The sequence below is a fragment of the Leminorella grimontii genome, from assembly GCF_039789245.1.
Classification (GTDB): domain Bacteria; phylum Pseudomonadota; class Gammaproteobacteria; order Enterobacterales; family Enterobacteriaceae; genus Leminorella; species Leminorella grimontii.
Window position 1 is genome coordinate 287,317 of record NZ_CP146357.1, and the last position, 13,193, is coordinate 300,509.

Annotated in this window: 12 protein-coding genes; 9 read left to right on the forward strand and 3 right to left on the reverse strand. The window is 56.9% G+C overall.

Annotated features, from left to right (window positions below):
- The first annotated feature begins 110 nt into the window (after positions 1 to 110).
- The 9 genes from V8L73_RS01440 (at position 111) to rsmJ (ending at position 8,902) form a co-directional block, all read left to right on the forward strand.
- The gene (locus V8L73_RS01440; protein WP_027273586.1) at positions 111 to 1,460 is read left to right on the forward strand and encodes an MFS transporter; all 1,350 of its coding nucleotides are present in this window, start codon (positions 111 to 113) and stop codon (positions 1,458 to 1,460) included.
- A 64-nt stretch (positions 1,461 to 1,524) separates the two neighbouring features.
- Positions 1,525 to 2,568 (forward strand): gentisate 1,2-dioxygenase, encoded by a 1,044-nt coding sequence (gene gtdA / locus V8L73_RS01445; protein WP_347253962.1) that lies wholly within the window; start codon positions 1,525 to 1,527, stop codon positions 2,566 to 2,568.
- Between the two features lie 47 nt (positions 2,569 to 2,615).
- A complete protein-coding gene (locus V8L73_RS01450) occupies positions 2,616 to 3,317 on the forward strand; it encodes a fumarylacetoacetate hydrolase family protein (protein ID WP_027273584.1) in 702 nt (233 codons plus the stop codon).
- Between the two features lie 33 nt (positions 3,318 to 3,350).
- The gene (maiA, locus tag V8L73_RS01455) at positions 3,351 to 3,995 is read left to right on the forward strand and encodes a maleylacetoacetate isomerase (RefSeq protein ID WP_347253963.1); all 645 of its coding nucleotides are present in this window, start codon (positions 3,351 to 3,353) and stop codon (positions 3,993 to 3,995) included.
- A 72-nt stretch (positions 3,996 to 4,067) separates the two neighbouring features.
- Complete coding sequence (locus V8L73_RS01460; RefSeq protein ID WP_347253964.1) at positions 4,068 to 5,261, forward strand: 3-hydroxybenzoate 6-monooxygenase; 1,194 nt, start codon at positions 4,068 to 4,070, stop codon at positions 5,259 to 5,261.
- A 157-nt stretch (positions 5,262 to 5,418) separates the two neighbouring features.
- Positions 5,419 to 5,667: a type II toxin-antitoxin system CcdA family antitoxin gene (locus V8L73_RS01465; protein WP_347253965.1), complete on the forward strand. Its 249-nt coding sequence runs from the start codon at positions 5,419 to 5,421 to the stop codon at positions 5,665 to 5,667.
- Positions 5,667 to 5,984 carry a CcdB family protein gene (locus V8L73_RS01470; RefSeq protein WP_347253966.1) on the forward strand — a complete coding sequence of 106 codons (318 nt, stop codon included), beginning with the start codon at positions 5,667 to 5,669 and terminating at the stop codon, positions 5,982 to 5,984. The genes V8L73_RS01465 and V8L73_RS01470 overlap by 1 nt, the downstream gene beginning before the upstream one ends.
- Positions 5,985 to 6,110: 126 nt before the next feature.
- Positions 6,111 to 8,153: an oligopeptidase A gene (gene prlC, locus V8L73_RS01475; RefSeq protein WP_261831758.1), complete on the forward strand. Its 2,043-nt coding sequence runs from the start codon at positions 6,111 to 6,113 to the stop codon at positions 8,151 to 8,153.
- A 2-nt stretch (positions 8,154 to 8,155) separates the two neighbouring features.
- Positions 8,156 to 8,902, forward strand: a complete 747-nt coding sequence (rsmJ, locus tag V8L73_RS01480; protein ID WP_347253967.1) for a 16S rRNA (guanine(1516)-N(2))-methyltransferase RsmJ — start codon at positions 8,156 to 8,158, stop codon at positions 8,900 to 8,902.
- Between the two features lie 70 nt (positions 8,903 to 8,972).
- Here the strand turns inward: rsmJ and gdhA are convergent, their stop codons facing one another.
- The 3 genes from gdhA to pitA form a co-directional block, all read right to left on the reverse strand.
- Entirely contained in the window at positions 8,973 to 10,316 is a 1,344-nt protein-coding gene (gdhA, locus tag V8L73_RS01485; RefSeq protein WP_027273578.1) for an NADP-specific glutamate dehydrogenase, read from the reverse strand.
- A 492-nt stretch (positions 10,317 to 10,808) separates the two neighbouring features.
- Positions 10,809 to 11,240 carry a universal stress protein UspA gene (gene uspA / locus V8L73_RS01490; RefSeq protein ID WP_027273577.1) on the reverse strand — a complete coding sequence of 144 codons (432 nt, stop codon included), beginning with the start codon at positions 11,238 to 11,240 and terminating at the stop codon, positions 10,809 to 10,811.
- Positions 11,241 to 11,517: 277 nt separating this feature from the next.
- Positions 11,518 to 13,014 carry an inorganic phosphate transporter PitA gene (pitA, locus tag V8L73_RS01495; RefSeq protein WP_347253968.1) on the reverse strand — a complete coding sequence of 499 codons (1,497 nt, stop codon included), beginning with the start codon at positions 13,012 to 13,014 and terminating at the stop codon, positions 11,518 to 11,520.
- Between the last annotated feature and the right edge of the window lie 179 nt (positions 13,015 to 13,193).

Here is a 13,193-nt window from a genome sequence, read left to right on the forward strand (position 1 = left end):
TCGGCCCGAAATACCATTATCTTTTCACATTATCGGGAAACATAATATTTACAAATAAACAACATTGGTCACAAAACCGAGAAAAACCCTAGCCACTGTGAGGCATTACCATGACATCTACACGTAGCATAACCGTACAGGAAGAGATCGACGCAGCGCGCGTCTCCGCGTTTCAGTGGCGGGTGATCGTTTGCTGTTTTGTGATTGTCACGCTGGACGGCTTCGACACGGCGGCCATCGGCTTTATCGCTCCCGCCATTCGCCAACACTGGGCGCTGGACGCCGCGCACCTGGCGCCGCTGTTCGGTTCCGGCCTGTTGGGCCTGACGCTGGGCGCGCTGGTCTTTGGACCGCTTTCCGACAGGTTTGGCCGTAAAAGCATCATGCTGTTCAGCGTGGCGTTTTTCGGCCTGATGAGCCTGATTTCGGCTTTTTCAACCGATATGCAGATGCTCATTACTTTACGCTTTTTAACCGGGCTGGGCCTCGGCGGCGCGATGCCAAACGCTATTACCCTGACGTCGGAATTTGTCCCTACCCGACACAGGTCGGCGCTGGTCACGTTGATGTTTTGCGGCTTTACGCTTGGATCGGCGCTGGGCGGCGTGGTCAGCGCCCAGTGGGTGGCAAGCATCGGCTGGGAAGGCATTTTGATCCTCGGCGGCATACTGCCTCTGGCCTTTATGTTCGTACTGTGGTTCGCCCTGCCGGAGTCGCCCCGCTATCGGGTGCTCAAACAGCAGCATCCGGAAAAGATAGCGCCGACGCTTTCGCGCATTACCGGTAAAAACTACGACGGCGCGCATTTTCATCTCAACGAAGAGCCCGCCAAGAGGGGCTCCGTGGCGGCGCTGTTCTCCAAAGAGCTGCTGTCGGTCACGCTGCTGCTGTGGTGCGCGTTCTTTATGAGCATGCTGATTATCTATTCGCTGTCGAGTTGGCTGCCGACGCTTTTAAACAACAGCGGCATCGATTTGCGCCGGGCGGCTTGGATAACCACGGCGTTTCAGGTCGGCGGCACCGCGGGGGCAATCCTTATCGGCATGATGATGGACCGCTGGAACCCCTACTGGACGCTGGCGGGCTGTTATGGCTTAGGCGCGGTGTTCATCGTGCTTATCAGCCAGTCGGAGGGCTCTTTACTGGCGCTGGCGCTGACGGTGCTCGGCGCGGGTGTCGGCACCAGCGGCGCACAGGTGGGAATTAACGCGTTAACCGCCGCGCTATATCCAACGCAGTGCCGCGCGACGGGCGTGAGCTGGTCAAACGCGGCGGGCCGCTGCGGCGCAATATTCGGCTCGCTCAGCGGCGGCGCCATGCTGTCGTGGAACGTATCGTTCAGCGTCATGTTTATGGTGATTGCGCTGCCGGCACTGGTCGCCGCGGCAATGCTGATTATCCTTCGCTTCCTGCGCCGACCGATGGAAGCGGAACCTTCAACCGTAACCGTTCTTGAATAAACATCGTTGTCCATAGCTCGTTAAACAATAGCTCGTTAAATAAATGATAATAAAGGAGATGAGTATGTCCCAATCAGAGAACCTTACCGCCGTTGCGCCCGAGCGAGCGCGCTTTTACCAAGAAATTTCGGGCCTGAACCTGTCGCCGCTGTGGGAATCCCTGCACCAGCTGGTGACCACCGGGCCGCAGATTGCCGCCGTGCCCGCGCTGTGGCGCTACCGCGACCTGCGACCGTTCCTGATGCGTAGCGGAGAGCTTATCGGCGCGCGCGAAGCGATTCGACGCGTGCTGGTGCTGGAAAACCCGGCGCTGAAAGGTCGGGCGTCTATCAGCAACGCGCTTTATGCGGGCCTTCAGCTGATTATGCCGGGGGAAGTCGCTCCCAGCCATCGTCATACCCAATCGGCGCTGCGCTTTATCGTCGAAGGGCAGGGGGCGTTTACCGCCGTCGACGGCGAGCGCACTATGATGCATCCGGGCGACTTTATCCTCACGCCGCAGTGGCGCTGGCACGACCACGGCAACCCCGGCTCGGAGCCGGTCGTGTGGCTAGACGGCCTGGACTTGCCGATCGTCAACTATCTGGGCTGCGCCTTTGCGGAAGACTATCCGCAGGAGCAACAGCCCGTCACGCGGCCGATGGACGACTATCAGCCTCGCTATGCGGCCAACATGCTGCCGGTCCGCTACCAGTCCGGCAACTCTTCGCCGATCTTCAACTATCGCTATGAGCGCAGTCGCGATGCGCTGGAGCAGCTGCGCCGCAACGGCGAGCCGGACGAGTACGAAGGCTTCAAGCTGCGCTACGTCAACCCGGCCAACGGCGGTTCGCCGATGCCGACCATGGCAACCTTTATGCAGCTTTTGCCCGTAGGTATGAAGAGCAAGAAGCAGCGTTCGACCGACAGCACCATCTATCACGTGGTTGAAGGCCAGGGCAAAGTCACCATCGGCGACAAGACCTTCACCTTTGAACCGAAGGACGTGTTCGTCGCGCCGTCGTGGCAGCCGGTGAGCTTTGACGTATCTGAGGACGTCGTGCTGTTTAGCTTCTCTGACAGGCCGGTTCAGCAGGCGCTGGGGCTGTTCCGCGAGTTCAGAGAATAGGTTGGCCGACCTTTTTATTTCCACCCTAACAAAGAAGGAATTTCGTGATGACTCAATATGCTTTTTCTCCCGCTCCTCGGGTCGCGGTGCCGATTGTCGGCAGCGACGAGTACTTTCCGGTGCATCGCGTTTACTGCGTTGGCCGCAATTATGCGGCGCACGCCAGAGAAATGGGCTTCGATCCGGACAGAGAACCGCCGTTCTTTTTCTGTAAGCCCGACGACGCGGTCGTGCCGGTAAAGGCCGGAGAAACGCTGGCGCTGCCCTATCCCGCAAAGACCGAAAACTTCCACTATGAAATCGAGCTGGTGGCGGCGATAGGTAAGGGCGGCAGCAACATTCCGGTCGATAAAGCTCTGGAGCACGTATACGGCTATGCTACCGGCCTGGATATGACCCGTCGCGATTGCCAAATGGAGATGCGCAAGATGGGGCGTCCGTGGGAAATCGGCAAGTCGTTTGACCTGTCGGCGCCCATCGCGCCGCTGCATCGCGCCGCCGAGTGCAAAGGCGTCGAGACGGCGGCTATCTGGCTGCAGGTCAACGGAGAGGACCGCCAGCGCAGCGGCGTGAATTTCCTTATCTGGTCCGTTGCGGAGACCATCAGCTATCTGTCGGACTTCTTCGAACTGCAACCGGGCGACCTGATCTATACCGGAACGCCGGAAGGCGTCGGGCCGGTCGTCAAGGGCGACACCATTACCTGCGGCGTGGACGGCCTGACGGGGCTCACCGTTTCCATAGTTTAAGTTCCTGTTTTAGCCTGGCATAAGAAGGTCATCATGAAATTGTTCAGCTTTTTTAACAGCTCAGCCTCTTATCGCGTGCGCATCGCGCTGGCGCTAAAGGGCATCGATTATCAGATGGAAGGCGTCAACATTCGTGCCGGAGAGCAAAACGGGGCCGACTATCTTCACCGCAACCCCATTGGCCTGGTGCCGACGCTGGTAGGCGATAACGGCGAGGCGATAGGACAGTCGCTGGCCATTATCGACTATCTGGACCGACTCTACCCCGACGTGCCGCTGCTGCCTGCCTCCGGCGAAGCGCGTACGAAGGCGTTGGAAATTGCGTTTGTCATTGCCTGCGATATTCATCCGGTCAATAACATGCGCGTGCTGCGCTATCTGACGGACGAACTGGGGATAAGCGAGGCGCAGAAAAAGGCATGGTACGCCCACTGGATAGCGGTTGGGCTAACGGCGGTCGAATCGCTGCTGCAAAAGGCCGGCTCAGGCAACTTTTGCATTGGCGACAGCCCGACGTTGGCAGACTGCTGCCTGATCCCCCAGTGGGCCAACGCCCTGCGGATGGGCTGCGATTTGTCGGCCTATCCGCGCTGCCGACGCGTTTATGAGCACTGTACGTCGCTGCCCGCGTTCGCGAGCGCAGCGCCCGAGCGGCAAAGCGACGCGGTTGCGGCGTAAGCGGAAAAATAGCCTCTGTTACCCGCGTTAATGAATAACGCTAACAAATAACAAAAATGAAGGGGAGCCATCGTGAACAAAACAGAAACAGCTATCGTTGTCGGCGGCGGCATTGGCGGCGCGGCCGCCGCGCTGGCGCTGGCCAAAGTGGGCATTAAGGTGCTGCTGCTGGAACAGGCGCATGAAATCGGCGAAATCGGCGCCGGCATTCAGCTAGGACCGAACGCGTTCTCCGCGCTTGACAGCCTCGGCGTTGGCGAAGTCGTTCGCCAGCGGGCGGTGTTTACCGACCATATCTCAATGATGGACGCGGTGGACGGCAAAGAGGTGGTCCGGGTGGAAACCGGCCCTGAGTTTCAGGCGCGCTTCGGCGGCCCCTATGCCGTTATCCACCGCGTTGATATCCACGATGCCGTATGGCAGGCGGCGCTGAAAAACCCGCTGGTCAGCTATAAGACCGCGACCAGAGTCGTCGACCTGCATACGGATGAGAACGGCGTTGAAGTTATCGACGAGCAGGGCAACCGCTACCGGGCCGACGTTCTGGTCGGCTGCGACGGCGGCAAGTCCATCGTTCGGGCTAAGACGCTGAACGACTCGCCGAGGGTGACGGGGCACGTGGTCTACCGCGCGGTGGTGGATAAGGACGACATGCCGGAAGATCTGCGCATCAACGCGCCGGTGCTGTGGGGCGGGCCTCGCTGCCACCTAGTGCACTACCCTCTGCGCGGCGGCGCTCAGTACAATCTGGTGGTGACGTTCCACAGCCGTAAGTCGGAAGAGTGGGGCGTAACCGACGGCAGCAAAGAGGAAGTGTTGTCCTACTTTGAAGGCATCCACCCGCGCCCCAGACAAATGTTGGACAAGCCGACTTCGTGGCGCCGCTGGGCGACCGCCGATCGCGAGCCCGCTGCGTCTTGGGGAACCGGGCGCGTCACGCTGCTCGGCGACGCCGCGCATCCCGTCGCGCAATACATGGCGCAGGGCGCGTGCATGGCGCTGGAAGACGCAGTGACGCTGGGCGAAGCCATCAAGGCCTGCGACGGCGACGCAGTGAAGGCGTTTGAACTCTATCAGTCGGTGCGCATTCCGCGTACGGCGCGCATCGTGTGGTCCACCCGCGAGATGGGACGGATCTATCACGCCGACGGCGTCGAGCGTCAGGTGCGAAACCTGCTGTGGAAAGGGAAGGGCCAGCAGGACTTCTACCGGGGGATGGAGTGGCTGTACGGCTGGAAGGAGGAAAACTGCCTGGAGCCGCGTTAACCCACCGTTTTGATTGATTGTTTTTCCGGGCGGCGCGGTTTGCGTCGCCCGGCGCCGTTGTGGCTGCGGCTAAACAAATGAAGTACGGTAGAAAGATAGGGTGGCGTACCCCTGATATTTGCGCAATAATTATGCGCATAAAAACTGTGGAGAAACTATGATGAAAGCCACTGGTGAAGGCCGTAAACGCGGAACTAATGTTTATCTTAATGCAGATTTGGTTGAACTGGCGAAAGAGCTAAATGTGAACCTGTCAGCGACACTCAATGAGGCGTTGGATGTTGCTGTTCGCCAACGTCTGCGTGAACGCTGGTTGGAGGAAAATCGCGAAGGGATTAAAGCGATGAACCATTTTGTGGAGCGCAATGGTTTGTTTACGGATGACGAAAGTTTTCAGGTACTGTGATGGCTCAATTTACCGTTTATAAAAATTCAGGAAAGAATAAAAGCATATACCCTTTCTTTATAGACGTTCAGTCGGATCTGCTGAGCCACCTCAGTACGAGAATCGTTATGCCTATAGCGTTAAAGACGTCGGAAAACTCCCAGATTAACCAGGTAACTCCGGCGTTCTTGATTAAAGGACGAGAATATGTCGTTATCAGCCAAATGGTGACAACCGTTAGTGCCAATATGCTAAAAGAGGAAGCTATCGTTGTTCAGGCTGAATATCTAAGGAATAAAATAGTCTCTGCCGTGGATTTACTGTTTACGGGTATCTGAGAGGCGCTGCGTTTTCTTTGAGTTATGATGGTATTGGCGATTTCAGCTATCGCTGTCGCTCCCCGTTGATTTCTACCATAATGATCCCCATGTTGTTTCCATCTGCAAAATTCAAGGATCGCCGCTATGACTAATCCGCTGTTAACCTCCTGGGCCCTGCCCCCGTTTTCCTCTATTCGCCCTGAAGACGTCGTCCCTGCCGTGAAAAGCTCGCTGGACGACTGCCGGGCGGCGGTTGAGCGCGTTGTTGCGCAGCCGGGGCCGTTCACCTGGGAGAACCTGTGTCAGCCGTTGGCGGAAATGGACGATCGCTTGGGGAAAATCTGGTCTCCGGTAAGCCATCTGAATTCGGTAAAAAACAGCGCCGAACTGCGCGAAGCCTACGAGCAGTGCCTGCCGATGCTGGCGGAGTACGGCACTTGGGTTGGGCAGCACAAAGGGCTGTACGACGCCTATCGCAACCTCAAGCAGGGCGCGGCGTTCTCTCAACTGAGCAAGGCGCAGAAGAAGGCGGTGGACAACGCGCTGCGCGACTTTGAGCTGTCCGGCATCGGCCTTGAGCCCGAGAAGCAAAAGCGCTACGGCGAAATCGTCGCCCGGCTGTCGGAACTGGGTTCGACCTACAGCAACAACGTGCTGGACGCCACCATGGGCTGGAGCAAGCTGATTACTTCCGCCGACGAACTGGCGGGCCTGCCCGAAAGCGCGCTGGACGCGGCCAAAGAGCGAGCGGCGGCCAAGGAGCAGGAAGGCTGGCTGCTGACGCTGGATATGCCGAGCTATCTGCCGGTGATGACCTACGCCGACAACCGTGAACTGCGCTATGAAATGTATCAGGCGTTTACCACCCGCGCCTCCGACCAGGGGCCGAACGCCGGCAAGTGGGACAACGGCGAGATCATGGCTGAAATTATGGCGCTGCGCCACGAATTGGCCCAGCTGCTCGGCTTTAACACCTATGCCGATAAGTCGCTGGCGACTAAAATGGCGGAGAATCCGCAGCAGGTGCTCGACTTCCTAAACGACCTGGCCAAGCGTGCCCATAATCAGGGCGAAAAGGAGCTGGCGGATCTGCGCGCCTTCGCCAAAGAGCACTTCGGCAAAACCGAGCTGGAACCGTGGGACGTCAGCTACTACAGCGAAAAGCAAAAGCAGCACCTGTATTCCATCAGCGACGAGCAGCTGCGCCCCTACTTCCCCGAGCAGCGCGTGGTTGAAGGGCTGTTCGAAGTGGTTAAGCGGGTGTTCGGCATTACCGCCAAAGAGCGCACCGGCGTTGACGTCTGGCATCCGGAAGTGCGTTTCTTCGATCTGTTTGACGCCAAGGGCGAGCTTAAGGGCAGCTTCTATCTGGACCTATACGCCCGCGAGCACAAGCGCGGCGGCGCCTGGATGGACGACTGCATCGGCAGCCTGCGCTATGCGGACGGCCATCTGCAAAAGCCGGTGGCCTATCTGACCTGCAACTTTAACCGCCCGGTCGGCGACAAGCCGGCGCTGTTCACCCACGATGAAGTGACCACGCTGTTCCATGAGTTTGGCCACGGCATTCACCACATGCTGACCCGCATCGACACTGCCGGCGTCTCCGGCATTAACGGCGTGCCGTGGGACGCGGTCGAGCTGCCGAGCCAGTTTATGGAAAACTGGTGCTGGCAGCCCGAGGCGCTGGCCTTTATCTCCGGTCACTATCAGACCGGCGAGCCGCTGCCGCAGGCGATGCTGGATAAGATGCTGGCGGCGAAGAACTACCAGGCGGCGCTGTTTATTCTTCGCCAGCTGGAGTTCGGCCTGTTCGACTTCCGCTTGCACTACGAGTATCAGCCTCAGACCGGCGCGAAGATTATGGAAACGCTGGCCGAGGTGAAAAAGCGGGTGGCGGTGATGCCTTCACCCGCCTGGGGCCGCTTCCCGCACGCCTTTAGCCATATCTTCGCCGGCGGCTACGCCGCGGGGTATTACAGCTATCTGTGGGCGGAAGTGCTGTCGGCGGACGCCTTCTCTCGCTTTGAAGAAGAAGGCATTTTTAACGCAGAAACGGGCAACGCCTTCCTGGACAACATCCTGTCACAGGGAGGATCCGATGAGCCGATGACGCTGTTTAAAAACTTCCGCGGCCGCGCGCCGACGCTGGACGCCATGCTGCGCCACTACGGCATCAAAGGATAACCGTGTCCGTTTTTTTAACTCACGAAGCAGGCGCCGATCCCGGCGCCTTGTCGCTTTTGGCGCAGCGCTGGGGGCTTTCGAGCGATGAAGGTTCGCCGTTAGCGCTGGTGCTGACGCCCGAACGCCTTGAGCTGCGAAAGCGCGACGAACCAAAGCTTGGCGCGATTTACGTCGACTTCGTTACCGGTACGATGGCTCACCGTCGTCGGTTCGGCGGCGGGCGCGGTGAAGCGGTAGCCAAAGCCGTCGGCATTAAGGGCGACTATCTTCCTGACGTGGTCGACGCCACGGCGGGGCTGGGGCGCGATGCGTTCGTACTGGCCTCCGTAGGCTGCCGGGTGCGCATGTTGGAGCGTCACCCGGTGGTAGCCGCCCTGCTGGACGACGGGCTCAGGCGAGCCTATGAAAACGAAGAGATTGGCCCTTGGCTTAAAGAACGGCTCACGCTGCTGCACGCCTCGAGCCTGACCGACCTTGAGCATCTCTCGCCCGCGCCGGACGTGGTGTATCTTGATCCGATGTTTCCCCATCGCCAAAAAAGCGCGCTGGTGAAAAAGGAGATGCGGGTGTTTCAGTCGCTGGTCGGGGAGGATGCCGATGCGGACGGCCTGCTGGAACCCGCCTGTCGACTTGCTAAACGAAGGGTAGTGGTCAAGCGGCCCGACTACGCGCCGCCGCTGGCGGACAAAGCGCCTTCGGCGTCAGTCAGGACGAAAAGCCATCGGTTTGATTTATACGTTACGCTGTAGGCTGTGAGTATCGGGAAAGATGTTAGAAAGGAGCGGCGGCCATTGGCCGCCGTTCTCGTTTTTATGGTGATTACAGCACGCCCTGACCCATCATGGCGTCGGCGACCTTCACGAAGCCGGCGATGTTGGCGCCGCTGACGTAGTTGGTCTGTGCCGCGTCGCCGCCGTAGTTGACGCAGGCTTCATGGATGTCGTGCATGATGTGCTGCAGGCGCAGGTCGACCTTCTCGGCTCTCCAGCTGATGCGGCCCGCGTTTTGAGACATCTCCAGGCCTGAAGTGGCAACGCCGCCGGCGTTGGCCGCCTTACCCGGTGCAAACAGCACGTTAGCTGCTATCAGAGCGTCGGTCGCATCGATGGTGGTCGGCATGTTGGCGCCTTCGGCAACCGCCTGTACGCCGTTTTGAATCAGAAGCTTGGCGTCCGCCAGCTCCAGTTCGTTTTGCGTGGCGCACGGCAGAGCGACGTCGACCGGTACGGACCACGGACGCTGGCCTTCCAGATAGGTCAGGCCGCGCTCGTTGGCGTAGTCTTTGATGCGGCCATAGCGGCTGTTCTTGATGTCCATCAGGTGAGCCAGCTTGTCGGTGGTAAAGCCTTCTTCGTCAACGATGGAGCCGCCGGAGTCAGAGGCGGTGATCACCTTGGCGCCCAGCTCCATTGCCTTTTCAATGGTGTACTGCGATACGTTGCCCGAGCCGGACACGGAAACGCGTTTGCCTGCAAGGCCTGAGCCGTGGCGCTTAAGCATTGCTTCGGTAAAGTAAACCAGGCCGTAGCCGGTGGCTTCCGGGCGGATCAGGCTGCCGCCGAAGGAGAGGCCCTTGCCGGTAAAGACGCAGCCGGTATTGTTGGACAATTTTTTCATCATGCCGGCCATATAGCCGACTTCGCGCCCGCCAACGCCGATGTCGCCGGCCGGTACGTCGGTGTCCGGCCCCAGGTGGCGATAAAGCTCCGTCATCAGCGCCTGACAGAAGCGCATGATTTCACCGTTGCTCTTGCCCTTGGGATCGAAGTCGGAACCGCCTTTGCCGCCGCCCATGGGCAGCGTGGTCAGCGCGTTCTTAAAGGTTTGTTCGAATCCCAGAAACTTTAGGATGGAAAGATTGACGGACGGGTGAAAGCGCATGCCGCCCTTGAACGGCCCGATGGCCGAGCTGAACTGAACGCGCCAGGCGCGGTTCACCTGAACGACGCCCCGGTCGTCAAGCCATGAAACGCGGAACTGAATGACGCGCTCCGGCTCAACTAAGCGCTCTAATAGCCCCTGTTCGGTATAGCGTGGGTTTTGCTGCAAAAAGGGCCACAGAGATGAAAACACTTCGCGTACGGCCTGCAGGAATTCTGGCTGATTAGCATCGCGTTTTTGGAGCATGAGGAGAAAATCGTCCACGGTTTTGTATTGACTCATTGATATCATTCCTATCTTATTTTTTTATTTCATCCACGAAAAAACGCTATTCAGAACGATGAATATTGCGGGCTTCATGAGAATGTGATGTATGTGCGTTTCGACTATAACACTAACCAACCGTGAGATAGCAAGGTTTTTTAGCAGGATTTTTTTATTATTTAAAGCGCTAAAGGAGATTATTAGAACCTATTATCTTGGCCTTTCGGCAATTAAGGAAACTGATTCCTTTTCTTTTTGTGGACTCTAATATTCTGATTTACTGTGAAAATTTTGATGTTAAATTGAGGTTATAATTAATTTAACAGAGATATCGAGCGATGGCTGACGAAAGTAGCAGTATATATCTCTGCCGATCCCGCCATTTATTTATATATTAATTTAGCCGAAACGGTCGAATTTTTTATAAGAAAACAATAAGGCAAAAATTGTTTTTATGGATGAAAAACGCCCGCGGTGCGGGCGTTTTATATAACGACTCAAGTCTAATTATTATTCTTCGTCCCTTAGCGGAACGATCAGCATATCGATATGCACGGTATTAATCAGCTGGCGCGCTGAGGACATTAGCTTGCTCCAGAAGTCCTGATGGTGGCCGCACAGCACCAGATCGACATCATACTTCTTAATCGCGTCAACCAGCACTTGGCCAAGATCTCCGCTTCCGCTCAGCGTTTCGGTGATAGGGTAGCCCGCGTTCTTCGCAAGCTCGGTCAGCGCGTCGTGAGTTTCTTCAGACACACGCTTTTGCATATCGCCCATGTTCACATCAATCAGCCCGGTGTACAGATCGGAGTAATTGACATCCACGTGGATCAGAGAAACCTTTGCATCGTAGGGACGGGCCATTGATACCGCTTTCTCTACCAGAACGTTGCTTTCCGGGGAGAGGTCAACTGCAATCAGAATATGTTTATATGCCATAAGAGAACTCCTTCTGTAGGATCCGCTAACTTCTTTAAATAAATAATAGCATCAGTACGTGCGATGAAAGTGGTAGGTCGATCACAGGGTGAATGCCTTTTTACTGAACAATCACGGTATTGCACAATCCCATCGTCGCCATGAATATAAAATAACGGGCGTTTGTTGGCTACCGCTATGTGGCCGATTGTTTAATTATTGTGACACTTCACGATTCAAGTCGAAAAACAAAGGCCCGCCGAAGCGAGCCTTTGATAGCGAGGATTAGCGCAGACGATTAGATAATCTGAAGCGCAATCCAGTACAGGATGGAAGACAGGCCGATGGTGGCCGGCAGCGTCAGTACCCAGGCCATGAAGATATTCTTCACGGTTTTGCCCTGAACGCCGCCGCCGTCAACCAGCATGGTGCCGGCGACTGCGGAAGAAAGCACCTGCGTGGTGGAAACCGGCATGCCGGTGTAGCTGGCAACGCCGATAGACACCGCCGCCGTGACCTGAGCCGATACGCCCTGTGCGTAGGTCATGCCTTTCTTACCGATTTTTTCGCCGATAGTTACCGCAACGCGGCGCCAGCCCACCATGGTGCCCAGCGCAAGCGCCAGAGCGACGGAGACGATGATCCAGATAGGCGCGTACTCAACGGTAATCAGCAGGTCTGTACGCAGATCTTTGATGTAACGCTTATCCTGTGCGCTGGTTTCCGGCAGCTTGGTGACCTTGGCCGCCGTGTCGGCTACGCACAGCAGTGAACGGCGCAGCTGGCTGCGCTGCTCGGCGGGAAGCTGATCGTAGCCGGTAATGCCTTCCAGCATTTGCTTGGAGTGGCCGATGGCGATAAGCGAGCGGCTGCTGTCGCAGTGGTATTCCGTCGTTGACGGAATGGCGGGCAGCGCGGTCGCTGCGGCGTTATCTTGGCCTACGATGTGTGGGATAGCTTCACGGTGCTTCTCATAGTACTGCTCTAAGTGAGTCAGCGCGTCGCGCGTGCGGGCGAGGTCATAGCCGCTGGCGCTCATATCTACCACGAAGCCGGCCGGCGCTACGCCAATCAGCACCAGCATTAGCAGTCCGATACCCTTTTGGCCGTCGTTAGCGCCGTGCGAAAAGCTTACGCCGATAGCGGACACGATCAGCATGATACGAGTCCAGAACGGCGGTTTACGCTTGCCGTCTTTTTTCTCACGCTGCGCCGGGGTTAAGTGAATGCGCTGACGCTTCTTGTTGCCGCTCCAAAAGCGACGCAGCAGGAAGATCATGGCGCCCGCGATAATCAGGCCCACCAGCGGAGACAAAATCAAAGAGGCGAAGATTTGCAGCATCTTTGGGATGTTCAGCGCGTCGACGATAGACGTGCTGGTGACGATCGCGTTGGTGATGCCGATGCCGATAATGGAGCCGATCAGGGTATGGGAACTGGAGGCAGGAATACCGAAGTACCAGGTGCCTAAGTTCCAAATGATCGCCGCCAGGAGGATTGAGAACATCATGGCCAAGCCATGAGTCGAGTTAATGTTGAGCAAAAGATCGGTCGGCAGAAGGTGGACGATGGCGTAGGCTACGCTCAGTCCGCCCAATACGACGCCGAGGAAGTTGAATATCCCGGCCATAACGACGGCAAGCTGCTCGCGCATCGCACGGGTGTAAATAACGGTCGCTACCGCGTTGGCTGTATCGTGAAAGCCGTTGATGGCTTCATAAAACAGAACGAAAAGTAACGCGAGACCCAGCATAAGGGCAGTGTGGAATTCTAGACCTGCAAAAATGTTTAGCATAAATCTAACTGTCAGTAGTGGGAGGACGGGCGCATTATCAGCAGAATTGCGTTGGTGGAAAAGGGAAAATTCACTTTTTTTTCTTTTCTGCTAGCGGATTTACAGGCTTTTACAAAGATAACGTATTGTTATCTTTGCTATTAATGAGCAACAAAAAATAAATTAGTTATGTTGAGAAA

Coding starts and splice junctions, on each gene's coding strand:
- V8L73_RS01440 (WP_027273586.1), top strand. CDS start 111: ATGACATCTACACGTAGCATAACCGTACAGGAAGAGATCGACGCAGCG.
- gtdA (WP_347253962.1), top strand. CDS start 1,525: ATGTCCCAATCAGAGAACCTTACCGCCGTTGCGCCCGAGCGAGCGCGC.
- V8L73_RS01450 (WP_027273584.1), top strand. CDS start 2,616: ATGACTCAATATGCTTTTTCTCCCGCTCCTCGGGTCGCGGTGCCGATT.
- maiA (WP_347253963.1), top strand. CDS start 3,351: ATGAAATTGTTCAGCTTTTTTAACAGCTCAGCCTCTTATCGCGTGCGC.
- V8L73_RS01465 (WP_347253965.1), top strand. CDS start 5,419: ATGATGAAAGCCACTGGTGAAGGCCGTAAACGCGGAACTAATGTTTAT.
- V8L73_RS01470 (WP_347253966.1), top strand. CDS start 5,667: ATGGCTCAATTTACCGTTTATAAAAATTCAGGAAAGAATAAAAGCATA.
- prlC (WP_261831758.1), top strand. CDS start 6,111: ATGACTAATCCGCTGTTAACCTCCTGGGCCCTGCCCCCGTTTTCCTCT.
- gdhA (WP_027273578.1), bottom strand. CDS start 10,316: ATGAGTCAATACAAAACCGTGGACGATTTTCTCCTCATGCTCCAAAAA.
- uspA (WP_027273577.1), bottom strand. CDS start 11,240: ATGGCATATAAACATATTCTGATTGCAGTTGACCTCTCCCCGGAAAGC.
- pitA (WP_347253968.1), bottom strand. CDS start 13,014: ATGCTAAACATTTTTGCAGGTCTAGAATTCCACACTGCCCTTATGCTG.